The organism is Paenibacillus sp. LHD-117, from assembly GCF_030929555.1.
Lineage (GTDB): Bacteria > Bacillota > Bacilli > Paenibacillales > Paenibacillaceae > Pristimantibacillus.
The window spans coordinates 14,773-37,370 of the sequence record NZ_JAVFVT010000056.1; the positions used below are offsets into that span (position 1 = coordinate 14,773).

The 22,598-nt window shown below is 47.3% G+C and carries 26 protein-coding genes and 1 pseudogene; 7 read left to right on the forward strand and 20 right to left on the reverse strand.

Features of this window, described 5'->3' with window-relative positions; all coding sequences use genetic code 11:
• Window positions 1-101 precede the first annotated feature (101 nt).
• From RB620_RS28725 to RB620_RS28775, 11 genes and pseudogenes are all read right to left on the reverse strand, one after another.
• Window positions 102-701 carry a TetR-like C-terminal domain-containing protein gene (locus RB620_RS28725; protein ID WP_308100407.1) on the reverse strand — a complete coding sequence of 200 codons (600 nt, stop codon included), beginning with the start codon at window positions 699-701 and terminating at the stop codon, window positions 102-104.
• 76 nt (window positions 702-777) lie between these two features.
• Window positions 778-1,521 carry an SDR family NAD(P)-dependent oxidoreductase gene (locus tag RB620_RS28730; RefSeq protein WP_308100409.1) on the reverse strand — a complete coding sequence of 248 codons (744 nt, stop codon included), beginning with the start codon at window positions 1,519-1,521 and terminating at the stop codon, window positions 778-780.
• Between the two features lie 223 nt (window positions 1,522-1,744).
• Window positions 1,745-2,278, reverse strand: a complete 534-nt coding sequence (locus RB620_RS28735) for a hypothetical protein (protein WP_308100411.1) — start codon at window positions 2,276-2,278, stop codon at window positions 1,745-1,747.
• A gap of 49 nt (window positions 2,279-2,327) precedes the next feature.
• Window positions 2,328-2,696: an iron chaperone gene (locus tag RB620_RS28740; RefSeq protein ID WP_308100412.1), complete on the reverse strand. Its 369-nt coding sequence runs from the start codon at window positions 2,694-2,696 to the stop codon at window positions 2,328-2,330.
• A 43-nt stretch (window positions 2,697-2,739) separates the two neighbouring features.
• The gene (locus tag RB620_RS28745; protein WP_308100413.1) at window positions 2,740-3,555 is read right to left on the reverse strand and encodes an EcsC family protein; all 816 of its coding nucleotides are present in this window, start codon (window positions 3,553-3,555) and stop codon (window positions 2,740-2,742) included.
• 146 nt (window positions 3,556-3,701) lie between these two features.
• A complete protein-coding gene (locus tag RB620_RS28750; protein ID WP_308100415.1) occupies window positions 3,702-4,412 on the reverse strand; it encodes an FAD-dependent oxidoreductase in 711 nt (236 codons plus the stop codon).
• Window positions 4,413-4,431: 19 nt separating this feature from the next.
• Window positions 4,432-6,687, reverse strand: coding sequence for an ATP-binding cassette domain-containing protein (locus RB620_RS28755; RefSeq protein ID WP_308100417.1), 2,256 nt, complete (start codon window positions 6,685-6,687; stop codon window positions 4,432-4,434).
• 124 nt (window positions 6,688-6,811) lie between these two features.
• Window positions 6,812-7,210: pseudogene (locus RB620_RS28760) on the reverse strand (SRPBCC family protein).
• The gene (locus tag RB620_RS28765) at window positions 7,207-7,536 is read right to left on the reverse strand and encodes an ArsR/SmtB family transcription factor (RefSeq protein WP_308100418.1); all 330 of its coding nucleotides are present in this window, start codon (window positions 7,534-7,536) and stop codon (window positions 7,207-7,209) included. Before RB620_RS28765 ends, RB620_RS28760 begins: the two are co-directional and overlap by 4 nt.
• A 261-nt stretch (window positions 7,537-7,797) precedes the next feature.
• Window positions 7,798-8,424: a cytochrome P460 family protein gene (locus RB620_RS28770; protein WP_308100419.1), complete on the reverse strand. Its 627-nt coding sequence runs from the start codon at window positions 8,422-8,424 to the stop codon at window positions 7,798-7,800.
• A 28-nt stretch (window positions 8,425-8,452) separates the two neighbouring features.
• Window positions 8,453-9,133: a DUF4405 domain-containing protein gene (locus tag RB620_RS28775; RefSeq protein WP_308100420.1), complete on the reverse strand. Its 681-nt coding sequence runs from the start codon at window positions 9,131-9,133 to the stop codon at window positions 8,453-8,455.
• Window positions 9,134-9,313: 180 nt separating this feature from the next.
• On the opposite strand from RB620_RS28775, the gene RB620_RS28780 reads away from it, so the two are divergent.
• On the forward strand, window positions 9,314-10,264 hold the full coding sequence (locus tag RB620_RS28780; protein WP_308100421.1) for an AraC family transcriptional regulator: 951 nt from the start codon (window positions 9,314-9,316) through the stop codon (window positions 10,262-10,264).
• Here RB620_RS28780 and RB620_RS28785 read toward each other — a convergent pair.
• On the reverse strand, window positions 10,226-11,413 hold the full coding sequence (locus tag RB620_RS28785; protein ID WP_308100422.1) for a sugar efflux transporter: 1,188 nt from the start codon (window positions 11,411-11,413) through the stop codon (window positions 10,226-10,228). The genes RB620_RS28780 and RB620_RS28785 overlap by 39 nt on opposite strands.
• 230 nt (window positions 11,414-11,643) lie before the next feature.
• On the opposite strand from RB620_RS28785, the gene RB620_RS28790 reads away from it, so the two are divergent.
• Complete coding sequence (locus RB620_RS28790) at window positions 11,644-12,495, forward strand: aldo/keto reductase (RefSeq protein ID WP_308100423.1); 852 nt, start codon at window positions 11,644-11,646, stop codon at window positions 12,493-12,495.
• Window positions 12,496-12,608: 113 nt separating this feature from the next.
• On the opposite strand, the gene RB620_RS28795 is transcribed toward RB620_RS28790, so the two are convergent.
• The gene (locus RB620_RS28795) at window positions 12,609-13,190 is read right to left on the reverse strand and encodes a TetR/AcrR family transcriptional regulator (protein WP_308100424.1); all 582 of its coding nucleotides are present in this window, start codon (window positions 13,188-13,190) and stop codon (window positions 12,609-12,611) included.
• A 139-nt stretch (window positions 13,191-13,329) separates the two neighbouring features.
• Between RB620_RS28795 and RB620_RS28800 the strand changes: the two genes are divergently transcribed.
• Both RB620_RS28800 and RB620_RS28805 read left to right on the forward strand, forming a co-directional pair.
• The gene (locus RB620_RS28800; protein ID WP_308100426.1) at window positions 13,330-14,103 is read left to right on the forward strand and encodes an MBL fold metallo-hydrolase; all 774 of its coding nucleotides are present in this window, start codon (window positions 13,330-13,332) and stop codon (window positions 14,101-14,103) included.
• Window positions 14,104-14,202: 99 nt separating this feature from the next.
• Window positions 14,203-14,535: a DUF1904 family protein gene (locus RB620_RS28805; protein ID WP_308100428.1), complete on the forward strand. Its 333-nt coding sequence runs from the start codon at window positions 14,203-14,205 to the stop codon at window positions 14,533-14,535.
• Between the two features lie 21 nt (window positions 14,536-14,556).
• Here RB620_RS28805 and RB620_RS28810 read toward each other — a convergent pair whose 3' ends face one another.
• The 7 genes from RB620_RS28810 to RB620_RS28840 form a co-directional block, all read right to left on the reverse strand.
• The gene (locus RB620_RS28810) at window positions 14,557-15,252 is read right to left on the reverse strand and encodes a GDSL-type esterase/lipase family protein (RefSeq protein ID WP_308100430.1); all 696 of its coding nucleotides are present in this window, start codon (window positions 15,250-15,252) and stop codon (window positions 14,557-14,559) included.
• 65 nt (window positions 15,253-15,317) lie between these two features.
• On the reverse strand, window positions 15,318-15,626 hold the full coding sequence (locus RB620_RS28815; protein WP_308100432.1) for a hypothetical protein: 309 nt from the start codon (window positions 15,624-15,626) through the stop codon (window positions 15,318-15,320).
• The gene (locus tag RB620_RS28820; protein ID WP_308100434.1) at window positions 15,623-16,291 is read right to left on the reverse strand and encodes an AlkZ-related protein; all 669 of its coding nucleotides are present in this window, start codon (window positions 16,289-16,291) and stop codon (window positions 15,623-15,625) included. Before RB620_RS28820 ends, RB620_RS28815 begins: the two co-directional genes overlap by 4 nt.
• A 96-nt stretch (window positions 16,292-16,387) precedes the next feature.
• Window positions 16,388-17,512, reverse strand: a complete 1,125-nt coding sequence (locus RB620_RS28825) for an NAD(P)/FAD-dependent oxidoreductase (RefSeq protein WP_308100436.1) — start codon at window positions 17,510-17,512, stop codon at window positions 16,388-16,390.
• Between the two features lie 137 nt (window positions 17,513-17,649).
• Window positions 17,650-17,835: a twin-arginine translocase TatA/TatE family subunit gene (locus RB620_RS28830; protein WP_308100438.1), complete on the reverse strand. Its 186-nt coding sequence runs from the start codon at window positions 17,833-17,835 to the stop codon at window positions 17,650-17,652.
• A 21-nt stretch (window positions 17,836-17,856) separates the two neighbouring features.
• A complete protein-coding gene (locus RB620_RS28835) occupies window positions 17,857-19,059 on the reverse strand; it encodes a ZIP family metal transporter (protein WP_308100440.1) in 1,203 nt (400 codons plus the stop codon).
• Between the two features lie 15 nt (window positions 19,060-19,074).
• Window positions 19,075-19,989: a multicopper oxidase domain-containing protein gene (locus RB620_RS28840; RefSeq protein ID WP_308100442.1), complete on the reverse strand. Its 915-nt coding sequence runs from the start codon at window positions 19,987-19,989 to the stop codon at window positions 19,075-19,077.
• Between the two features lie 399 nt (window positions 19,990-20,388).
• Here RB620_RS28840 and RB620_RS28845 point away from each other — a divergent pair, with 399 nt between their 5' ends.
• The 3 genes from RB620_RS28845 to arsC are packed head-to-tail and all read left to right on the forward strand — an operon-like array spanning window position 20,389 to window position 22,470.
• Window positions 20,389-20,703, forward strand: a complete 315-nt coding sequence (locus RB620_RS28845) for an ArsR/SmtB family transcription factor (RefSeq protein ID WP_308100444.1) — start codon at window positions 20,389-20,391, stop codon at window positions 20,701-20,703.
• A gap of 29 nt (window positions 20,704-20,732) precedes the next feature.
• Window positions 20,733-22,019, forward strand: a complete 1,287-nt coding sequence (locus tag RB620_RS28850; protein ID WP_308100447.1) for an arsenic transporter — start codon at window positions 20,733-20,735, stop codon at window positions 22,017-22,019.
• Between the two features lie 25 nt (window positions 22,020-22,044).
• Window positions 22,045-22,470: an arsenate reductase (thioredoxin) gene (gene arsC, locus RB620_RS28855; RefSeq protein ID WP_308100446.1), complete on the forward strand. Its 426-nt coding sequence runs from the start codon at window positions 22,045-22,047 to the stop codon at window positions 22,468-22,470.
• Window positions 22,471-22,598 lie beyond the last annotated feature (128 nt).

Sequence of the window (22,598 nt, forward strand, 5' to 3'; positions counted from 1 at the left end):
AAAGCATGCGCATGCATATAAATTATCGAAATATAAGAGCCCTGTCAAGAGGCTCAAGATGATCAAACTGATCTGCTGCTTGAAGCAAATGAATGGTTGCTTTATTTGTGCCAAAGAATCGGATTCTTATATGGGCCGTGGAAAGAGATTTCAAGCAACTTCGCAGCCATAGTCTCAGCGGGATAGTTATAGTTATTCATGATCCACCACACGATACTTTCCAAAAAAGCGCCTAATGTATAAGCAATGACGAAGGACATATCCATTCGAAGCCCTTCTTCCGTCGTTTGAGTCACGCGAATGCCGTCTTCTACAAATTGTCTCAAAATCCCTTTCATTTCTTTGATGAATAGTTCATCGGGTTTGTAGATCAGCAATACATCATAAGCGAGTTGATTCTGAAAAATATGGTCAAATAGCGAAACCATGTTTTCGGGCAAATCATCGGGCCGCAGCTCATCGATTCTTTTTGGGTTTTTGATCGTGAGCGATTGTTTTAAATCTTTTAAAATCACGGTATGTAAGTCGATCCGCAACTCGACGGTATCCTTATAGGATCTGTAAAAAGTCGGACGAGTCACCTTTGCTTCTTCGCATAGGCGTTGGATGGTGATGTTTTCGGTTTCTTTCAACTGTAATGACAAATAAGCATGATGCATCTTTTTAATCGAATGAACTTGCCGCGGATCTCTTTTTTTCATACGTATCACATCCATGATTGAGTAACTCTATACTAACAAAAAAGGCGATGCAGGAAAACCGCATCGCCGCTACACTTTATAGTGCCGTCCAACCGCCGTCAATGACCAACTCGGATCCGGTCATGAACTTGGATTCGTCGCTTGCGAGAAACACCACGCCGTATGCAACGTCTTCCGGTTCTCCCATGTACGGCAACTGCGTATAAGCCTGATAATAAGGCATGGCCGTTTCCATAGAGGGAGCTGTCATCGGCGTCACGATAATGCCGGGATGAACGGAATTGACCCGGATTTTGTCCTTTCCGTACTCGACCGCGGCGGATTTGGACAAAGCGCGCAAGGCGCCTTTAGCTGCGGTATAAGGACTCGAACCTGCCATTCCTACAATGCCGCCGATGGAGGAAATATTGATGACCGACCCTCCGCCTGCTTTTTTCATCTCCGGAATACAATATTTCATGCCAAGGACGCACCCATTCAGATTGACGTCCATAACGGCATTCCATTCGCTCATTTCGATGTTTTCGATGGTTTTGACGCTTGCGATACCTGCGTTATTCACTAACACGTCTACCTTGCCATAAAGCGCCACCGTTTGATCAACGACTGCCTTCCACTCCTCTTCGGATGTTACATTCTGCTTAATCGCGACGGCCACGCCGCCTGCGGCCTTAATTTCATCTACGATTTCGTTGAGCTTAGACTCATTCAGATCGGTCGCGACTACCTTAGCTCCTTCTTTGGCAAAAATTTTAGCTTCTGCAGCTCCCATTCCGTTTGCTGCGCCTGTAATTATAGCTACCTTACCCTGCAATCTCATGTCATACATCTCCTGAAATCTAAATTTGGTCATTTAAAATCGACACACTTACTTTACATTTTGTAACGTAGTTCAATTCTATTATTAGCTCAAATTGCTGATTAGTCAAGCCTATCCCCTTTATTTCACGGGCCCCTTGCTTCCGATCGATACCTTGACGGAGACACGAATATCCGCAAATTATTCTAGTGATAACAAAAAAACAGCCGAATAGATCGGCTGTTCAGATCACTTGGACATCCCAACGATGTCTATACTTCGTGAGATTCGGGTGCGCGTCCGGTGGCGGTTCGTTAATAATCAGACGAAGCTTTCCGATCCACTCCTCGAACGAACTGAACGAGGCGAACGCGTTTGCCGTTTCCGGAGAAACGTATAGGAACATCGGCTGCGGATATATTTCCGCCAAATGACGAAGCGCCGCTTCGATCGGCGTATACTTCTTCCGCTTCCCCTCCCAATTCTCCACGGTAATCGTACCGTTGTCTCCGCTCTCCCGCCGCCAATCGAACAAGCGGTCCTCTCGCTTGTAATACGGCTCGATCGGACGCTTCCACATGCGCCTTGCCGTCTCCTCGTGCAGCGGGTACAGCACAAGCTTTTCGAATGATCGTGCCGACGCCAGCTCCGCTGCGCGCTCCAACTGCTGGTCCGAAACATCTTGGAACGTATCGTAATAGACCAGCGTTCCTTTCCCAGAATGGGTGTCCATCTCATCGGCCTGACCGTAAGGCAACTTGTGAATGCTTCGATCCATAACATCCCTCCAAATCTTATCGCACAATAGTATACCCGGTAAATCTTGATTACCGCCAAAAAGTGGAACAGTCTGCTTTCTCCAAAATATTAAACTCGATCATTTTTTCAAGTAATGAAAAATCAACGGGACTGTCCCATTTGACCCGTATCAGCTCATTGGTGTGTTGATAACCAGCCTGCACGATTTTTTCAGAAAATTGAATGATCCCGGCCCTTTCAGGGGCAACGGCCAAATGATGTTTGGCTACGCTAAAACCAATGATAAAAGTGCCGTGATCGGTAAACATAGGCTGATTCCAAGCGATTTTTGGCATCAAACTCGGAAACGTCTTCGTTACCCAAGTTAAAACTTCTTCCGTACGTACCCGATGTGTCGGATGATCGATTTTCGCTAAAAAGTCTGCAAAAACTTCCATGTTGTTCTCTCCTGATCATTTTCTTTGGTCATGCTGCTTCGAATCAGGGCTGCTCGGCAGCTTTCAATTTCTCGAGAATTCTGCGCTTCCGGTACATCATTTTCCCCGTCTCGGCGACATCTTGAATGGTGGAGCGGTTCAGAAAGGCACCGAACAGCATACCTGCGATCGGGATCATTTGGAACAACTTTTTCCATCCGAAGTTGTCCCTATACGTGACCATGACCTCACGCCAGCCCTGCAGCTGGGACATGACCTGCCCGTTCTTCTCACCTGAATGGAAAGCGGCGAGTTCGTCCAGAATTGCTTTTTTGCCAACAATGTCGGACGAGGAAAACTGCATGCACTTGACGATAAATACTCGCTCCGATTTCTCGTTCGGGTCATAACCGTAGCTGATCGCGATCTCCTGCAGCGCTTTAAGGGATAAGCCGAGCAGGAGCGGAATGTCGATGGCTAGCGTGAAAATGCCGCCGATTCCCGTCGTCGCGCCTTGCACGGTCGCCGTCTTGCTGCTTGATTCGATAATGCTGTCGGCCATCTCGTCCATTCGGCCAAGCGGAAGCTGACCGATCCGATCCAGGGCCGATGCTCCATCAATCGCTTCGTTCGGAAAAAATTTGCGGTACATCTGTTCCTTGCTGATCAGATAACGTCCTCCGCTCTGGACGTAGCTTCCGAGCTCGTCAAGCGCCGTTCCTATTTTCTCCTGGATGAACTTCGGGGTGATCCGGTCCAGGAGGGCAAAGGGCAGTCTGCCGAGTTTCTCCCAGAAAAAAAGATCCTTCTGACCTTGTTCCCATTGTTCGATTTGGTTTAATTCCGCCCTTAATTCATCTGTAGCATCTAAATTCGTCATCTCGGATCGCACACCTCGCTTGGATTATACCTATAGACCTTCATACTGTGTATAACGACGCGAAGTTTCATAAACTGCGTTCAGAAGACGACAAAGGCAGTCCGTCATAACGAGATGACAGACTGCCTTCGTGCCGTTCCTTTACTTTACTTATACCCAAAAAAGGAACCCTTCTTGATATTCCGTTTCGAAATCTTCTTATTCTGCAATTCATTAGAAATCGAATCGACCATGCTCTTCGGTCCCGCAATAAAGTATTTGCCATTGTCCTTGTAGGCGGCGGCAAACTTATCGATCTCTTGATGCAAGTCATCCCTTGAATCAAGGTAGGTTACTTTTACGGAAGTTTGATTAGCGATGGCATCAAGTTCGTCTTTATAGAGATAGGACTTGCTGCTATCCATGTAGAGCAGATGGATCTGTTTCCCGGCTCCAATCCCTTCTGCCGCCAATTGTTTTAACATCGACCTGAACGGCGTAATGCCGATTCCGCCTGCAATCAGGAGCGCTGGACTATTATCATTCAGATAAAAATTCCCCACTGGCCCGCTCAAATTCACTTTCATTCCCTGCTTTAATTCCAACATCGCTTGCTTGAATTCGCTTGGGGCGTCGCCGATGCGCATGGTTAGCTTAACCATATTCTCTGCGGGAGCAGAGGCCACGGTAAATGGTTTTAAATTATTTTTGATCTTCTTATGCGTAAGGCTAAACAATCCATGCTGTCCCGCTTCCCATGTCAAATCGTTTTCTTTTTCAAATATAAAACTATAGACATTTTCCGATTCTTTGTAGCTTTCCAAGAATGATAATTCTCTCTTCTTGAACATTTTCAAAAAATCTTGAAAAAACCCCATTTCCCCATCCCCCTGTTCATTACATCAAATATTTGCCCGTAATCGACTGCTTCGATTGAATGATCTGTGAAGGCAAGCCCTCGAACACGACCTGGCCGCCCTTGCTGCCTCCGTCCGGACCCATATCGATAATCCAATCCGCTTGGCTGATCACATCGAGGTTGTGCTCGATAACGATCACCGTATTGCCGGCATCGACGAGGCGGTTCATGATTCCGAGCAGTTGGCCGATATCCGACATATGCAGGCCGGTCGTCGGCTCGTCCATGACATAGATGCTGCCATTCTTATGCAGCTCGCTTGCCAGCTTAATGCGCTGGCATTCCCCGCCCGAGAGCGTGCTGAGCGGCTGGCCAAGCGTAATATAGGTGAGCCCGACATCGCACATCGCCTGAAGCTTGCGCACAACCTCTTTAAGCTCGAAAAACTCCAATGCCTGCTCCACGGTCATCTCCAGCACTTCGGCGATGTTCTTGCCATTTAGTTTGTATTCGAGCACTTCTTCCTTAAACCGTTTCCCTCCGCAGACATCGCAGGGCAGCTTCACGCTATCGAGGAATGCAAGGTCCGTATACAAAACGCCAAGTCCTTGGCAGTTCTCGCAGGCGCCTTTGGAGTTGAAGCTGAATAACCCTTGATTGACCTTATTCGCGGATGCGAACGCTTTGCGAACATCATCCATAATTCCTGTATAGGTCGCTGGGTTCGAACGCGTCGATACGCCTACCGCCGATTGATCGATGACGATCGCATCCGGATGTTGACCAAGGAATATTTCATTAATGAGCGTACTCTTGCCTGAGCCTGCGACTCCCGTAACGACGGTCAGCACTCCCGTTGGAATATCGACGCTCACGTTCCGCAGATTATGCAGCGTGGCATCCTTGATGGATAACTTGCCGGATGCCTTCCTGAAATCATCTTTCAGCTGGAGCGGCCGCTTCATATGGGTACCTGTCAGCGTACCCGATTCCAGCAAGCCTTGGAAGCTTCCTTCGTACATGATCGTACCGCCTCGGCTGCCGGCGTGAGGTCCGACGTCGACGATATGATCCGCCACCTTGATCACATCGGGATCATGTTCAACGACAATAACGGTATTGCCCTTGTCACGCAGCTTCTGGAGCAATTCGTTCAGCCGATGGACGTCGCGGGGGTGCAAGCCAACGCTTGGTTCGTCGAAGATGTACGTGACGTCTACCAGACTGCCGCTCAGATGCTTCACCATCTTGACGCGCTGCGACTCGCCGCCGGATAACGTATCCGTCTCGCGGTCCAACGTCAAGTAATCGAGCCCGATATCGACCAGATGCTGCAGCCGCTCCGACAGCGATTTGACGACCGGCGCAGCCTCGGGCATGTCGATTTCCAGCAAGACGCGAATGAGTTGGCCGATCTCCATGGAGGAAAGCTCCGCGATGTTATAGCCATTGATCTTGCAGGCGAGCGCGGCTTGACTAAGTCTCGCGCCGCGGCAGCTCGTGCATGGTCCTTCGGAAATGAAAGGCATGACGGCTTTTTGCGTACGTTCGGACTTTGTTTTTACATCCTGCTTGATGTATTTATTCGTAAACTTCTCGATAACGCCTTCCACGGTAATGTTCATCGCTTTGCCGCCAAAGTCCACTTGAACCTTCTTGGCCTTGGCATACAGCAATTCATCCAGTTCCTCAGCCGAAAAATGGCTCAGTTTTTTGTCCGGATCGAAGTCGCCCGACTGCATGATCATATTCCATTCCCAGTCGTTCACCGCATAACCCGGAAGCATGATAGCTCCTTCGTTCAGCGATTTGGACATGTCTACCGCCTTGCTCATGTCGACGCCCAATCGGCGGCCGATGCCGTTGCACTCGGGACACATGCCTTGCGGATCGTTGAATGAGAACGAGTTTACGGGACCAACATGGGGCTGGCCTACTCGCGAGAAAAGAAGACGGAGAATCGGAGAAATATCGGTAATCGTTCCCATCGTGGAATGGGAACCGCCGCCCAGCCGCTTCTGATCCACGATCACGGCCATGCTCAGATTCTCGATCGCATCCGTATCCGGTTGCGGGACGCGGGGCAGGAACGTACGCACGAACATGCTGAAGTTCTCGTTCAGCAACCGCGTGGATTCTGCCGCGATCGTATCGAAGACGATCGATGACTTGCCGGATCCGGATACCCCGGTGAAGATCGTGATTTTCCGCTTGGGGATGCGCAAGGATACGTTTTTGAGATTGTTTTCCCTCGCGCCCGAGATGACGATATGCTGCTGATTCGAATCGCTCATGCTAACATCCTTCCGATCATGTTATTTTCTACTCCAATCCATATTGTACCATGAGAACCGAGCTCCGGACGACGGCACAAAACGGCCGCAAATGATATGCAGCCGGTTTATTTGGATTCAGGCATTATTGCGCCAACAGCTTCTCCAGCTCGCCGCACCATGCGCTCCATCCATGTCTAGCGCCTTCAAGACCATGAACATTAGAGAATCCGGTTTGATCAAGATGAAGGTTAACCTTTCCATCCCCTAAATCCTACAACGTCCAGTTGACCGTGTGCTTCTCCTCGCCGACGGCCCAAGTATAGGACAAATGCGTTGGCGGGTCCACGACCAGCACTTCGCCGTCAATGACGCCATCCCAATATTCATTCGGCTCTGCGCGAAACTGAAAACGGTGGCCGACTTCGAGCTTGAAATCATTTTCCAAGACCCACTTGGCAAGTTTATTTGAATCGGTTACGGCGGACCACAGCTTCTCGATCGTTGTCGTGTACTGAAAATCCAATTCCAATTTTAAACTCATTCATCTTCCTCCTCTAATAGTTGGCTGAGGCGCAACATATTCATGCTCCAGAACTTGCTGTAGTAAGCCACCCAATCTTGAATTTCCCTAAGTGGAGCGGCATTTAACCTAAATCGCGTTTCTCTGCCGACTTTCCGGTCAATTACCAGTCCAGCCTCTTTAAGTATTGTCAAATGTTTGGATACCGCTGTCCGGCCCATTTGGAACTGTGCCGTTAACTCATGAAGCGGCAACTCTTGCGCTCCAGCCAACAAACCGATCAGTTGGCGCCTAGTTGGATCTGCAATCGCGTCAAACACGTCTCGGTTCTGGTTGTTATCGCTCACAACACCCTCTCCTAAATAACTCCATTGATTCGCAAATTGGACACCATTTGGTGACGTTTTGATTATATGTCACCATTTGGTGTCCTGTCAACGACTTTTTTAAACGCAAATAAAAACGGTCAGTCAGTTATGTATGTAAACTTTTGATAGTATGCCCCAGTTGGCTCCTCGACTACGTATAAAAAAGCCTCGGCACAATTATGCCGAAGCTTTTTGGTCTCATCGGGTACCTCGATCCGGAACTCGTCCCAGAGGAAATCTCTAAGCGGTTTCATCAACGTTCGTTATGCTGACGAGATAATCGGGTAATGCATTGATCTTCGATTCGTCAATTGCTGAGCTCGTTGTGTCTTCAATTGCTCCTGTAAAATCCTCGAGTTGGAACGTCTTCATCTCATCAAACGTGTAGACAAAATCATCCCGTTCCTGCGATGCATGGCAAGATATGCAGCTAGCGACATCCCTTTGAGTATTTAACGATTGGTCTGCATTGTAAGCCTGGAATCGCCAATCTCCATTTTGCTCTTCGGCAGGTTGATCTCCCCAGTCTAAGCGCTTTTCCATGACGAAAATATCCGATAACACTTCATCCCTATAGATTTCAAGTGTTAATACCGTGCCTTGCGGAATCGGTTCGCCGTTCTGTACCGCTTCGATCGTTTCCGGACTCGCGTAGAGCTTCTCATGGGCATTCCCGCGATTAACCGTCGTGTAGATTACACCATCGGTATAATTTTCAGGAAGGTCTACAATCGCACTGTCATTACCCGTTGGTTGTTCTGGTGATGTTTGGCTGGTCATGTTCATTTCATTGGCACCGCTTCCCGTTCCGCATCCTGATAATATGGTTGCAATTACGATTGCGAAGAGTAAATAGGTTTTTTTCATACGGTCTTCCTCCTTCAATAAATATCAGTCACTCCATGCGTTTTTTCTGCTTCTGTACAAATTTCAGGGCATAATGAGTCCCGCAGATATAAATTCCCATTACGGTTAGGTGATCCATTACAAAGTTGATACTGGATTCATTGAAATTCCAGGATCCGAATGGATCGTATACGAAGAGTTTGGAACCTAGATTTCTTTCAAAGGAAGTCTGAACGCCATAAACGACAATGAATACTGCCATGGCGCGCAACGAAATGGTTCGGACTCGGCTTGGTGCAGTTATACCAGTCATTCTTCGCATGGCATTGATAATCGTTCCCCAGGACATTCCGATGTGAATAGCCATGACGATAAATCCCCAATACGAGGTCATGACATGGATCTGCAAGAAAATCATGTCGTTATTTATAGGAATAAAGGCGAAAATTTCGCGGGAAATCGGCACGGAACTGACCATCACTGCAGACATGGATACAAGGAATAACAGATTGACCGTAATACTCAGCATGCGCCGAAAATCGTAAGTTCCTTTCCGAATCGTCTTATACCACCGACGGTTTAATAGGTTATGGACAATAAAGAAAACAAGTAGAACGACTCCAACCACTTCATGGATTAGAATTCCAGTGATCTGATAAGCCATGGCTGCAAACATAAGAAAAGTCATCGTTACATCAATGACCAGCTTGAATAACATTTTTGGATTCAAAAAGCTTCCCCTTTCTTCTACTGTCAGAGAACTTAACTTTATTTTGGATGTAAACCGAATCTGACCGTTATCTCAATCGTCTCTAATGCTTGCCTAATTCTCTCGCTGCTGCTGACGATCAGGGTATAAATGTTCTATACTTTGAACAATGATAAAACGAATCGATTCAAGGAGGATCCTATGGCAGAAGACATACAGGTTCAACAAAATGAACTCGCTAATCTGATCGAGCGTCATACGGTTCAAGACGGAGTCATTCAAACCGCTATCCCGTCCTTATTTTTTATTCGTTACTCCGACTTGACCGAGCCGGGCTACAGAGTATACAAACCATCGTACTGCTTCATTGCTCAAGGATTAAAAGAAGTTTGGCTGGCGCAGGAGCGCTTTGAGTATGGACCCGCGGATTATCTCATCTCATCGATGAATTTGCCTGTAGTTGGCCAGGTCATTAAAGCATCCAATGATAATCCGTATTTGAGCTTAAAACTTGAGGTTACACAGAATCAGATTTTAGAGGTATTAAATGATTCGGAATTTCAAATAACGGCGAAAGAAAACGTTAAACGAGCTCTGTTTGTCGGACAAATCGAGTCTACTTTATTAGACGCAACTCTCCGATTAGTTCGTTTATTGGATAATCCCAAAGATCTGCCCTATCTCGCGCCTATTTATATAAAGGAGGTTCTGTATAGACTTCTGCATGGTCAGTATGGCGTTGCGTTGGCCCAAATCGCATTGGAAGGAAGCAGTTCATTTCGCATTCAGGAAGGGATCGATCAAATCATTAAGAACTTTGATAAGCCCTTACGAATTGAAGAGCTTGCAGATACGGCTAATATGGGTATATCCACGTTCCATCGAGTCTTTAAAGATGTCACCGCAATGAGCCCGATTCAGTTCCAAAAACAAATTCGATTACAAGAGGCCCGTCGCTTATTAATATCCGAGTCTGCGGATGCCGCTGACGTTGCATTCCGCGTAGGCTATGAGAGCGCATCGCAATTTAGCCGCGAATATGCGCGGATGTTCGGTTCTCCTCCGAAAGCAGACATCAAACAAATAAAGGAGAAATACGAAGACAATACCCTGTCAACCGACCAAATCCTTATGGGGTCTTATCTTCCATAAAATAATAAACGAGATCAACGCAATTGCCAGACATACCCAATAAACGTCGCGCAACCCTGCAAACTGAGCAATGAGACCGCCGCCTAAATTTCCTACTAACCTTCCAATAATGGATCCGTTATAATACAGCGTAGTGGACATGCCAGGAGAGTTTGGAAGCAGCTCCGTGAAATAACTAAGTCCATTGCCCATAACAATAGCGACAAACGCTGCCTGCAGGAGCTGTGCTGCGATCAGCTGCCAGGAATCTGTAGAAACACTTAAAATGATATTGTAAATGATTGCAATAAAGCAGGCGCTGATCATCAATAAATGGTTCGATATTTTTCTGCCCAGGGCTCCTAGCGCAAACATAATGGGAATCTCCAAACCGGCGCATATACTAACAACCAATCCGACATCCGTATGCGTGCCTTGAAGCTCGTTTACAATAAACAATGGCGTGACGATTCCGTTTATGGCATTGACCGCAAATAGAAAAGTGATGGCAATCATCGGATACCAGATCTGCCTGCGGTTGAGTGAAGTTGCGCCTGTGTCTGGTCTCTTTTTTTGAACTGCTCTTTTTTTAGGTAGAAAAAGAAATACAAGAGCTGCGATTGTAAGAAAAATGGCGGAAGTACCCAGAAAGAGTCCCTTGTATCCAACAGTTCCCAACATGATTGCCCCGAAAAGAGGTCCTACCAGGAATCCGAGCGAAACAAGCGAACGCAATATAGACATCGCAAACGTCTTGTCATCGGAGTTGCTTTCATTTGCTGAATCCTGCGCATAGGCATAAATTTGCGGCATGGCGGCAGCTCCTATGCCTCCAAAAAAACTAACGATAATAAGCAATATCAAAAAGTGATCAAACACTAAATATGAAACATAACCCAATGCAGATGAAACCGTGGCCAATATAATCATTAATTTCCGGTCCAACCCGCGATCCGAATGTTTACCAATGAATGAGTTCGCCACCACGCCGCTTAATGAACTCACAGCCGTGAGAGCGCCAAAGGCTCCCGCGCTGAATCCCAAATCCTCCATACAATAAAGAGCTAAGTACGGGAGTGTAATCGAAATTCCGGTACCGACCAACAGAACGCATATGACAAATAAACGATATCCCTTGATTGCAAACAATTTATTAAGCCGTGTGTACAACTTAAGCCTCCTTTCCACGTTGCGCATATGCCTATTATGCGGCAAATGAAAAAGAGACCGATATCCCATTCTTCTCGAATGATTGCCTGATCCGCTCATCACCGCTTTTACGCAATGACATTTGATAGGGAGAGAATTAGGCAAGCATTTGGCATGAATGTGATAACGGTCGCTTCGTCATCTGGTGCATAATAAGGATGTCAATATGAATATAAACTGGAGGATATAATATGCAAAAAGTCATTTTGAACAATGGTGTTGAGATGCCTCTGCTCGGCTTTGGTGTTTTTCAGATCGCAGATCAAACTGAATGTGAACAAAGCGTTTATGACGCGATTATGGCAGGCTATCGGCTAATTGATACTGCTGCCTCTTATCTAAATGAAGAAGCGGTTGGGAAAGCCATCAAACGGAGCGGCGTGGCAAGAGAGGAATTGTTTATCACGACGAAGCTTTGGGTGCAGGATGCCGGTTATGAGAGCACGAAAAAAGCATTTGAAAAATCACTGGCAAGATTGCAGTTGGATTACTTGGATTTGTATTTAATTCATCAGCCATTCGGCGATGTACACGGCTCTTGGCGCGCAATGGAGGAATTGTATCGGGAAGGCAAAGTCCGTGCGATTGGCGTTAGTAACTTTCAGCCGGATCGACTGATCGATTTGATTATTCATAATGAAGTCGTTCCTGCCGTAAACCAGGTCGAAACGCATCCTTTCAACCAGCAAATCGAAAATGCCAAATTCATGAAGGAAAACAATGTTCAGATCCAGTCCTGGGCGCCTTTTGCCGAAGGGAAAAATAACTTGTTCCAAAATGAAGTTTTAGTATCCATTGCAGAAAAGTATAATAAGTCCGTAGCTCAGGTCGTTTTACGTTGGTTGGCGCAAAGAGATGTGGTTGTCATTCCAAAGTCCGTTCGTAAAGAACGGATTGTTGAAAACTTCAATATTTTTGATTTTGAATTAATCCAAGAGGATATGGAGTCGATTGCTGCGTTAGATACGAAACAGAGCCTGTTCTTTTCGCATAACGATCCCGAAATGGTGAAATGGATCAGTACCCGCAAACTTGATATCTAACAATCGTATTTCGAAAAACAACAAACGAAGGAGCAGGTGCAATTAAGCAGTCTGCTCCTTTTTCGTTTGCAGTATGTTTGTGAAGTATGGATAAGATGTTTTCTAGAAACTTTTTATATATTCATCATTTCATGATCAACATATTTCATAACATTACTCGAACAATGTCGAATGTACTTGCTATCATCAAATAACTTGCTTAACATAATCCCTCCTTCAATCACCGCAATTATGTAGCTGCAGACCTCCTCGGGATCTATATCGCTTCTGAACTCCTTATTTTGAATCCCTTCATTGATGATTTTAGTTAACTGTTCGAACAGGATTTTCATTGCATGTTGAGCTCTTTCTTTAAGTACAGGGTGTCCGTCATCGCTTTCAATCGCCGTATTTAATAACGGACAACCGCCCTCCAATACATTGCTTTCAATCATCTCAACGTATACTTTGCATATAGCCTGCAATTTCTGTTTCGAGTCAGCGGCGACTTGCAGTTCTTTGGAAAGAAGCAATCTAATTTGTGAAAACGAATAATCAAAAGCCGCGAGGGCAATCTCGTCCTTGTTTTCAAAATGGTTGTAAATTCCTCCCTTGCCTATCCCGCAACGATCCATAATGTCAGAAAGAGACGCCCCGATATAACCCTTTGTATTAAATAAACCGGCAGACTCGCGAATGATATGTTCTTTCGTCATTTGACCCTTCCGCATCATAAATACCTCCATCTCAAAAAAAATACCGTTTGGTCTTAAAAAAATTATACTGCTTGCAGAATGGTAATGTCTATGTTAATTTAAAACAGACCGGTCGGTACTAAAAAAAGGAGTTGTATCGATGCCTATTACGATTCAACATATTCGAAATGCTACATCCATCTTAACTTTAAACGGCAAACGAATACTCGTCGATCCCATGTTAAGTGATGTAGGCGAGCTTCCGCCCGTTCCATTCACTCGTTCGCTTCGCAGAAATCCGATAACACCGCTTCCTGTCCCACTGCAATTATTTGAAGCAATGGATGCGGTAGTGTTGACCCATCGGCATTTTGATCATTTGGACAAAAAAGCGATCTCCTTTCTTAGCAAGAGAGTCCCTATTTTTTGCCAACCGGAGGATCGAGCGTTCTTACAAAGCGCCGGTTTCCTCAACATACATGTGATTCATGATTCGTTCGAATGGTTTGGCATTCAGATGAAACGGATAAAAGGGCAGCATGCTCAAGGGATTGTTGCCAAGCTGCTCGGCCCCGTTTCCGGATTTCTATTAAGCACGCCAGCGGACGGTTCCATTTACATCGTCGGCGACTGCATTTACACTCCCGCCATAGGAGATGTATTCCGAGAAACGAAACCGGATATTGCGATCTTGAATACGCCTCGCGCACAGATGTTGTTAGGGACCATTATTACAATGACCGCCGAAGATATCGTACATATTGCGCAATTGTCCCCAACAACGAAAATCGTAGCCGTTCATATGGATGCCATTAGCCATTGCACATTCAAACGTCAGCATCTACGAGCATTTCTGAAGGAGCATCGCCTTGAGCATGCTGCGATCGTTCCTGATGACGGTGAGATTATTTCTTTCTTGCCCCAGCAAGTATAGTTGCGATCAGAGGCGTCTCCACCGGATTCAACCGATTTCTCCGTTATGTTATACTACTTAAAAAATATACCATTCATTTTTATGGGAGGTACTTCATTCATGCCCCATCTAGTATTCCGAGGCGTCCCTGCCGAGAGGCTAAAGTCTGCGGCCGTTTCGTTGGCAGAGGAGCTTGCAGCCATATGCGATTGTGGCACCGATAACTTTACGATGAACGTTATCAATGCGACAAGTGTATTCGGAGACGGCTCAGACGATCCTGCTTTTGCCTTTGTCGAGGTTGGCTGGTTCGATCGCGGGAAACAAGCTCGCAACCGTTTTGCCGAAGCCGTCACCCACACGGTATTGCAATTGGGGATCCCGGATGTTGAAATCGTCTTCCATGCTTATCGAGAAGACAGCTATTATATAAACGGAAAACCCGTGGAATAAAATAAAGCTTCGTCCCCTGCTTTACAGCAGCGGACGAAGCGCTTCTGCCCATCGCCGGTACCCTTGTTCGGACAAATGGCAGAAATCCGGCGCCGTTTGCGCGGACAACGTACCATCCGTTTCCAATAACCGAGGACCTATATCGACGAACCGATAATGGCGTTCTTTCGCAATTTCCGTATAACGAACATTAATCTGTTGGATCAGCTCTCGACGAGGATGATCCAGATGTTGTTCCCGCGGAAGGACGGCCATGACGATGATTTGCGCTTGCGGAGCCAACGTTTCTACCCTGTCGCAAATCGCCTTCAGCCCTTCCGCGATCTCCTCCGCCCCATTCGCCCGAGCGTTCTCGGTTTCGCTCGTATTGTTGGTGCCGATCATGATAACGACGGTTCGCGGGGAAAGCTCCTTCATCTCGCCGTGATCAAGCCGCCAGAGCACATTTTGCGTGCGGTCCCATCCGAATCCTAAATTCAGCACCCGATAAGGGGCAAAAACCGCGTTCCACGAATCGGTCGCCACTTGAATCCCGTTCGTGCGAGGCTCGCCGCCCCAGAAATGAGTGATGGAATCGCCGATTAATACGATCTCGGGATTGATCGCTGCCTGCTCCCGAAGCACCTGTTCATGCCGCTCCCACCAGTCATAACAATCCTCTTCCAGCTTGGGGACCGGTATGGTCGCCGTATTGATCGTTTCGTTCGAGTGTTTCATCGTCCGAAGACCTCCGAGTCAAAGATTTGCACTGCTGCATCGACGCCTAGGGCGCCAAAAAGGTTTTACCCTTCTGTCACGTCCGCCCTTAATTCGCTCGCAACTTCAATCATTTTGGGGATCACCGCTTCATTGGTAATGGCTACGTATAGATCGCCCATATAATGCCGGAATGGAATCTTTAGGTCGCCGTAGCTCCACATAAAGAAATCTCCGTCGATGGTCATCGTACTGCCAGGCCCCGTCACGGTAAATGACGTTGCGTATTCAAAATCGGGCTTGGATGCAAAATAGTGTTTGCACTCATCCAACGAAATGTTTTTCTCCGAAATATCCTCTTGAAACTCCCTTGTTAATCGATAACGTTGACTCATTGCAAAGCCTCCAGTTTCAACTTTTTAGAAAAAAACGCCAAAGCTTTTTCCGAACAGGTTCGAGCTAATTCCGTCCGCAACAACGATTTGGCATCCTCGACGGACATTTCGCCGTTACCATTAATCGCCGAACGGAGCCAAATGTCCGACGGCTCGTAACACATGCTGTTCCATCCCGAATCATTTTCGCTTGCTTTTGCCCCGGTGATGACGACATCTCCGCTATTTTGAAGTTCGACTAGCGCTTTTTCATACTCTTTTTTATCTTCTTTGGCTTGCAGACCGGTCGTCTCGCGCAAACTTCGCGAATCGAGATTACCATGCTCCGTCAACACCTGATAGATATGACGGGCGGTTCTAGAAAGTTGACCATCCGCATAACGTGCTTCCACCGTTTTGTTGCGGGTAAGGATCGTTTTGACCATGGGGAATTGATCTTTATAGATGAAACACGCTTTATCCCCGAAAAATTTGCCATAAGCAGCAATACCGTCTTGAACGATTCTTACCCGCCATTGCCACGGGTCGGTATCGGCTCCGGTGTGCCAAAGCGTTTCGGCCGTTACCGCCGTCAGGGATGGATAGTCGGGAACAAAACCGGAAAAAGGAAAAATCTTATATTGCCCAACTAATTCTACGAACTCCTTGTAATCAGATACTTCCATTGTCGGCAACCCCTTTCTTCACTGCTTTATTATTGCTGTTAATTCTCTAATCGCTTGGCATTCTCCTGCCCGCAACAATGCTCATTACAATGCTCATTAATCCCTGTTTATCGCAATTCGAAGATCATAATCGTTGATGTCGATATCCAGCTCCAGCCCGAGCGCCAGCTTGGCCAATTGCTCACCTATGTAAGGACCAACCGTTAATCCCGAGGCTCCGAGACCGTTTGCCGTTAGGAGGTTTTCCCAGCCGGGAACTTCGCCGATCACCGGAAGAAACCCGGGCGTAAACGGACGAAAACCGACTCGTGTTTCCTGAAACGTGCTATTTGCCAAACCAGGCGCCACAGCCATTCCTTTATTTAAAATTTCCTGCATTCCGCCAGCCGTGATCCTCGTATCGTAGCCTTCGGTCAGGTTTTCATGCGTCGCCCCGATCACAATCTTCCGTTGATCAAACGCGAGCAGATATTGATCGGACGGCGGGACGATGACAGGCCAGGCGTTCGTATCCTCTTCTTGATGAACCTGTACATGCATGATCTGAGCCTTCTGATAACTTACCTGAAAACGTAAGCCGAGCGGCTGCAGCAGCTGAGCTGCCCAAGCGCCCGCGCAAACGATGATTTTATCCGCCGAGAAGCTGCTCTCCCCGACCGTGATGCCTGTTATTCGGTTCGAACAATATGTAAGTGTTGCGTTCCCATTCCTATAATCCGCCCCGTGCCTTTGAGCGGATCGGATCAGCGCGTCTCGCAGCGCGCGGCCGTCTACGCGGGCGGCTCCGCTAATCCGAACGGCATGATATCCTTCCGCTAACAATGGAAAAAGCTCGCGGGTTTCTTTCTCGTCACATCTTGTAATTTCGCCGATTTCCGGCGCATCCGCCCTTCGAAGATGAGCACGCTCCTCCATCTGAACGATTTTCTCCAAATCATGATGAAGATTCAATGCACCAACTTGAGCATATCCTGTTTCTTTTTCCCCTTCCCTATTTAATTCTTCAATCAATTCACCATAAAATCTCGCGCCGGCCTTTGCCAACCGGTACCAAGCCTGATTGCGCCGCTGAGATAGCCAGGGGCATATAATGCCGGCGGCGGCATCCGTGGCTTGTCCTATATCTTTGCGGTCGACAAGAAGGACTTCCGCTCCTCGTTTCGCTAAATGATAGGCTGTAGATGCCCCTAGAATTCCTCCTCCGATGACAATACATTTCATGAATCTTCATTCCTTTCCCATAGCCCGCTACTGTAAACATTAACATTGGTTCGGACTCGTCTCAAGCGCTTCGCAAAAAACAAAAGATAGGTCAACCATTGGCATTGGTTAACCTATCTTCCGAAACGCAGGCTATTTTATACGACATCCTTCTGTTTCTCGGCCTTATCCTCCGTCTCCACCAATCCCTTGGCTCCTCGCTTAAACTCGGATAAGGTTGCGCCGATCGCTTTGCCGAGCTGCGGCAATTTGGAGGGTCCGAACAGGAGCAGTCCCAGAATGACAATTAATACGATTCCCGTGACACCTATATTCATTGGCATCTCCATCTCCCCTTTCGTTCATTAGAAATTGACCAACAATGCGGTGACGTACATCAACAGGATCCCGAGCGTGACCCCGCCGAAATTAAGCCATGATACGGTGGCTTTGCCATCCGCTTTGGCATCCCGAACGATCATTCTGGCAATCGCGAATATGACTTGAATGATTGCCCCTGCTCCGATTCCGAAGAACATAGCCGCCAAGGTTTGATTAAATACGAATCCGCCTATCCATGTACCGATAATTGCCGGCGCTCCCCCCAACACCGCTAATGCAACAAAAGTTTTGAGCGTTGGATTAGTTTTCAGAAGCGGAGCCGCAATTCCGATGCCTTCCGTAATATTATGAAGCGTAAAGCCGATAATTAGAAATGTCCCCAGCGCCGCCTCGCCAGCGGCAAAGGCCGCACCGATCGCAAGGCCTTCGCCGAGATTATGGAGGCCGATCCCTCCTGCTATTTTGAAGGAAACTTGTTTGCCATAATCGCCAGCGACCGTGCTCTTCTTGGATTGGGTTTGATCGACTGCCAATAGAAACAAAAAGCTCAGCACAGCCCCAAACCATACGAGTCCCGTCCCTTGAAATACGCCGGGCGCCTCCGCTCCGAGCTCCAATCCCTCTTGAATCGTGTCGATGGCAAGAAAGAACAACAATCCTACAGTAAATGCAAGGACTGCCTGAATCCCTTTCGAAGGAAAACGCCGCATAAAAGGATACCACAGCAATCCGAGACCGACTGGGATAACGCCAACGTAGATTCCGATCAAAGAATATTGCAAAAACCGATTGCCATCCGCAGACGGCGTTTTGATGGCTGCCGGTACTTCTCCGACAAAGATCAAACCGTTTTCTGTAATGAACTTAATTTCATGCGGATCGCCTTCAACCCATGGATAAGGGATATAGGCTGTAGCGGCTCCGAACCGCTCAATCGTTGAGCTTGGCGCGTAAGACGCATTCCAAAACGATCCGTCGACCACAACCTGCGCAATCGTCAAAGGTTCGGGTCCCGAATTCAAAACACGCACTTCAAAGCCATCATCCGTCAGTACAATACGTTCGATATTCAAAACTTCGATCGGAGCAGCTTGTTGCTCTTCCACTCCCGTTCCCCAGTTGCTGAGCATAGAGATCATGCCAATCAAGAGGAGCAGCGGCAATAAGCCGAGTAACCATAACATGCCTTTATTTTGTTTCGTTTGGATGGGTTGAATCTGCACCATACTTACCTCCTCTCTTTACTCGACTTCGAAAAATCCCATCCAACCAAGCTCCGTAAACTCGCTCTGATGGGCATGAAACATATATTTGCCTGCCGCTGGGAACGTAATCTCGATAATCCCCCTCTCACCCTGGCACTGCATAATCGTATCCGTAAAAAACGGCCGTGCGTCAGGATCCGCTCCCGTCGGGTAATAATGAAAGAAATTGGCATGCAGATGGAATGAATTGATCGGATCGAATTCCGTTAAGTTGCTTATATAAATTCGAACCAGTTCTCCGATCCTTACTTTAAGCGGCCTCGATTGGTAAGCGAACGCGTAACCGTTCACGGTGTACACTTCATTCTCGCCATCCAAATCCAGGTCAAATCCGTTCATCACCATGCTGAACTCTTTTGCTTGTTTGCGCGGTTTTATGGGATCGACAATCATATGACCGTACAAGCCCTTGTGAATATGCCTTGCTAATGGCGGTACGTGACAATGATAAGGATGTAGTCCGGCAGGTTTAGCTTCGAATTCATAAGTAAACGTGTTTCCGGTTGGTACCGGCTCCAATCCGTCCATATTCGTTGGATGGATGCCGTGGAGATGGATGGAATGCGGATGAGCCGAACCGTTGCCGAAAATAATTCGGATCATGTCGCCTTCCGTACATCGTAAGGTCGGCCCAGGTATCGAACCGTTGAATGTCCATCCCGGAAACTTGATGCCCTTCGCGATTTCCACTTCCGCATCCCACGCCTGTATATGATATTCCCGAATGGTCTTGCCATCCGGCGATTTACTTACAGTCCCGTAATCGAAGGCGGTAAGCGCCTTCACCGCAGCTTCCAGTCCTGGCGTTGAATCCGTTCCCGGATCATAACCATGAGCCATCCCTTGGCTCATTTGATGTTGTAACGCGTGATGCATTTCCGTTTTATCCATTGCGCTAGCCTTCTTCGTAAACAATGAACCTGTGCCCAGAAAGCTGCTTCCTACGATCCCCGCCAATCCGGCGGCACCCATTTTCAATATGCTCCTTCTAGAGACATTGCGCTTTGGATCAATCGACATTGCCAATCCCCTCCGAGTTAAATTAGTACAATAATTTTGCCTCTGCGCAAAATAATGTTCAAAAAAATTTATTTTAATCGTAAACAAAAAAGTTTCCCTCGAGAAACAATTGGTGTGCTTAGAATATATGATAAAGCGGCCTAGTTGTAAAGCGATTTTTTGATGGACTTGTCCGATATATCGCTATTTACTTATATAACTAGATGCGTATATAATGATATTGCTTTTGTCGCGCGCTAGTCATCTGTTTGACGAAAGGAGATCATGCGAATGGAAACGTTCGATGAAATAGCCGAATGCTTGAAATTACTCTCGGATAAGACTCGGTTAACGATTCTGGCATTGTTGAAAGAACAAGAAATGTGCGTTTGCGATATCGTCGATATTCTGGAAACAACACAGCCGAATGTCAGTCAGCATCTCAGAAAGCTGAAGCTCGGAGGGCTTGTTAATGAAACGAGGCGCAGCCAATGGATTTATTACTCCTTGAACACGGATTCCAAACCTTACTTGCGAAACGTCATGGAGCAGCTTCCTTCCATGAAAGATAAGCTTGCGTCGCGGACGAACTTAACATGTGATTAGTCAGGAGGCAACATGCTCGCGATGCTTCAATCGTTTTTATCGTGACGTTGGTATTCGTCATTTGGCAGCCAAAAGGATTGAGTATAGGTTGGTCTGCCGCTGCCGGCGCCATCATTGCTCTATCGTGCGGGGTTGTTTCTTTCTCCGATGTTTGGGATGTGACCCAAATCGTATGGAACGCCACGCTCGCGTTTGTAGCCATCATTCTGATTTCGTTAATTCTCGACGAAATTGGTTTTTTTGAATGGTCTGCGTTGCACATGGCGCGTTTTGCCGGCGGAAACGGCCGGCTTATGTACGTGTATGTCATTTTGTTAGGCGCGGCCGTCGCGGCGTTCTTCGCCAATGACGGAGCCGCGCTGATCCTAACGCCAATCGTTCTGGCAATGGTTCGGGCATTAAAGCTTGACGAGCGGTTAATCTTGCCGTTTATCATGGCCAGCGGGTTCATCTCGGACACGGCTTCCCTCCCGCTCATCATCAGCAATCTCGTGAATATCGTTTCCGCCGACTTCTTTTCCATTTCTTTCATGGAATATGCTAGCCGAATGATAGTACCTACCGTGTTCTCTATCGCCGCGAGTTTATTGGTTCTACTCCTTTATTATCGGAAGAGCATTCCGACCAAGTATGATAGGACGCAGCTAAAGGAACCCAGGGAAGCCATAAAGGATATCCGTTTATTTAAGATTTCTTGGATCGTTTTTGGGGTGCTGCTCGTTGCTTACATGCTGAGCGAATTAATTCATATCCCGGTCTCGTTGATCGCTGGAGCAGCCGCGATCGTATTCCTGATTTTCGCTAGACAAAGCGAATCGATCCAAACCTGGAAACTGGTCAAAGGTGCTCCATGGACGGTTGTCGTATTTTCCATCGGGATGTACGTGGTCGTTTACGGATTACGAAATGTCGGATTGACTGACGAACTCGGCAAGGTTTTTCAGTGGGTGAGCGAACAAGGTTTATTCGTATCTACGGTTGGAGCTGGATTTATTGCGGCGATTCTCTCTTCCGTCATGAACAATTTGCCGACCGTCATGATCGATGCCTTGGCGATTAAAGGAACGGCCACAGAAGGCGTTATTCGGGAGTCGTTAATTTACGCCAATGTCATCGGATCCGATTTGGGTCCGAAGATCACGCCGATCGGATCGCTCGCTACCTTGTTATGGCTTCATGTTCTTGCTCAAAAAGGCGTCAAAATCGGTTGGGGATATTACTTTAAAGTAGGCTTGATCCTAACAATTCCTACCCTTTTCATCACGCTTGTAGGGCTTTACCTGTGGTTACTCTTTATAGAAATGATCAAAATCTAACAGAACAAAAGGAGAACTCGCACACATGGATAAAAAACCGCTCGTTTATTTCTTATGCACGGGTAATTCCTGCCGCAGCCAAATCGCCGACGGTTTCTTGAACGTTTTGGGCGGAGATCGTTATGAGGTTAGAAGCGCCGGTCTCGAGGCGCATGGACTAAATCCTCGGGCTGTCGAGACGATGAAGGAAGCGGGAATCGATATCTCGAGCCAAACCTCGGAAGTTATCGACCCCGAAATTCTGAATCGCGCCGACTACGTCATTACGTTATGTGGCCACGCAGACGAGCATTGCCCCGTTATTACTCATCAAAACGTCGTGAAATGGCATTGGGGATTCGACGATCCCGCGAAAGCAACGGGGACGGAAGACGAGATCGCCGCTAAGTTTCGCGAAGTACGGGATTCGATCAGAGACCGTATCAGCCAATTTGTTGAGACTGGCGCGTGATCGCCATCGAATCGAGTAGGAGGAGGCGGCTAGCCCCCGTCCTCTCACACCACCGTACATGCGGGTCCGCATACGGCGGTTCCAAAAGGTTAACAAAGCTCCAAATAACGAGAAAGTAAACTCTTCAG

Coding starts and splice junctions, on each gene's coding strand:
- RB620_RS28725 (WP_308100407.1), bottom strand. CDS start 701: ATGAAAAAAAGAGATCCGCGGCAAGTTCATTCGATTAAAAAGATGCAT.
- RB620_RS28730 (WP_308100409.1), bottom strand. CDS start 1,521: ATGAGATTGCAGGGTAAGGTAGCTATAATTACAGGCGCAGCAAACGGA.
- RB620_RS28735 (WP_308100411.1), bottom strand. CDS start 2,278: ATGGATCGAAGCATTCACAAGTTGCCTTACGGTCAGGCCGATGAGATG.
- RB620_RS28740 (WP_308100412.1), bottom strand. CDS start 2,696: ATGGAAGTTTTTGCAGACTTTTTAGCGAAAATCGATCATCCGACACAT.
- RB620_RS28745 (WP_308100413.1), bottom strand. CDS start 3,555: ATGACGAATTTAGATGCTACAGATGAATTAAGGGCGGAATTAAACCAA.
- RB620_RS28750 (WP_308100415.1), bottom strand. CDS start 4,412: ATGGGGTTTTTTCAAGATTTTTTGAAAATGTTCAAGAAGAGAGAATTA.
- RB620_RS28755 (WP_308100417.1), bottom strand. CDS start 6,687: ATGAGCGATTCGAATCAGCAGCATATCGTCATCTCGGGCGCGAGGGAA.
- RB620_RS28770 (WP_308100419.1), bottom strand. CDS start 8,424: ATGAAAAAAACCTATTTACTCTTCGCAATCGTAATTGCAACCATATTA.
- RB620_RS28780 (WP_308100421.1), top strand. CDS start 9,314: ATGGCAGAAGACATACAGGTTCAACAAAATGAACTCGCTAATCTGATC.
- RB620_RS28790 (WP_308100423.1), top strand. CDS start 11,644: ATGCAAAAAGTCATTTTGAACAATGGTGTTGAGATGCCTCTGCTCGGC.
- RB620_RS28795 (WP_308100424.1), bottom strand. CDS start 13,190: ATGACGAAAGAACATATCATTCGCGAGTCTGCCGGTTTATTTAATACA.
- RB620_RS28800 (WP_308100426.1), top strand. CDS start 13,330: ATGCCTATTACGATTCAACATATTCGAAATGCTACATCCATCTTAACT.
- RB620_RS28805 (WP_308100428.1), top strand. CDS start 14,203: ATGCCCCATCTAGTATTCCGAGGCGTCCCTGCCGAGAGGCTAAAGTCT.
- RB620_RS28810 (WP_308100430.1), bottom strand. CDS start 15,252: ATGAAACACTCGAACGAAACGATCAATACGGCGACCATACCGGTCCCC.
- RB620_RS28815 (WP_308100432.1), bottom strand. CDS start 15,626: ATGAGTCAACGTTATCGATTAACAAGGGAGTTTCAAGAGGATATTTCG.
- RB620_RS28820 (WP_308100434.1), bottom strand. CDS start 16,291: ATGGAAGTATCTGATTACAAGGAGTTCGTAGAATTAGTTGGGCAATAT.
- RB620_RS28825 (WP_308100436.1), bottom strand. CDS start 17,512: ATGAAATGTATTGTCATCGGAGGAGGAATTCTAGGGGCATCTACAGCC.
- RB620_RS28830 (WP_308100438.1), bottom strand. CDS start 17,835: ATGCCAATGAATATAGGTGTCACGGGAATCGTATTAATTGTCATTCTG.
- RB620_RS28835 (WP_308100440.1), bottom strand. CDS start 19,059: ATGGTGCAGATTCAACCCATCCAAACGAAACAAAATAAAGGCATGTTA.
- RB620_RS28840 (WP_308100442.1), bottom strand. CDS start 19,989: ATGGATAAAACGGAAATGCATCACGCGTTACAACATCAAATGAGCCAA.
- RB620_RS28845 (WP_308100444.1), top strand. CDS start 20,389: ATGGAAACGTTCGATGAAATAGCCGAATGCTTGAAATTACTCTCGGAT.
- arsC (WP_308100446.1), top strand. CDS start 22,045: ATGGATAAAAAACCGCTCGTTTATTTCTTATGCACGGGTAATTCCTGC.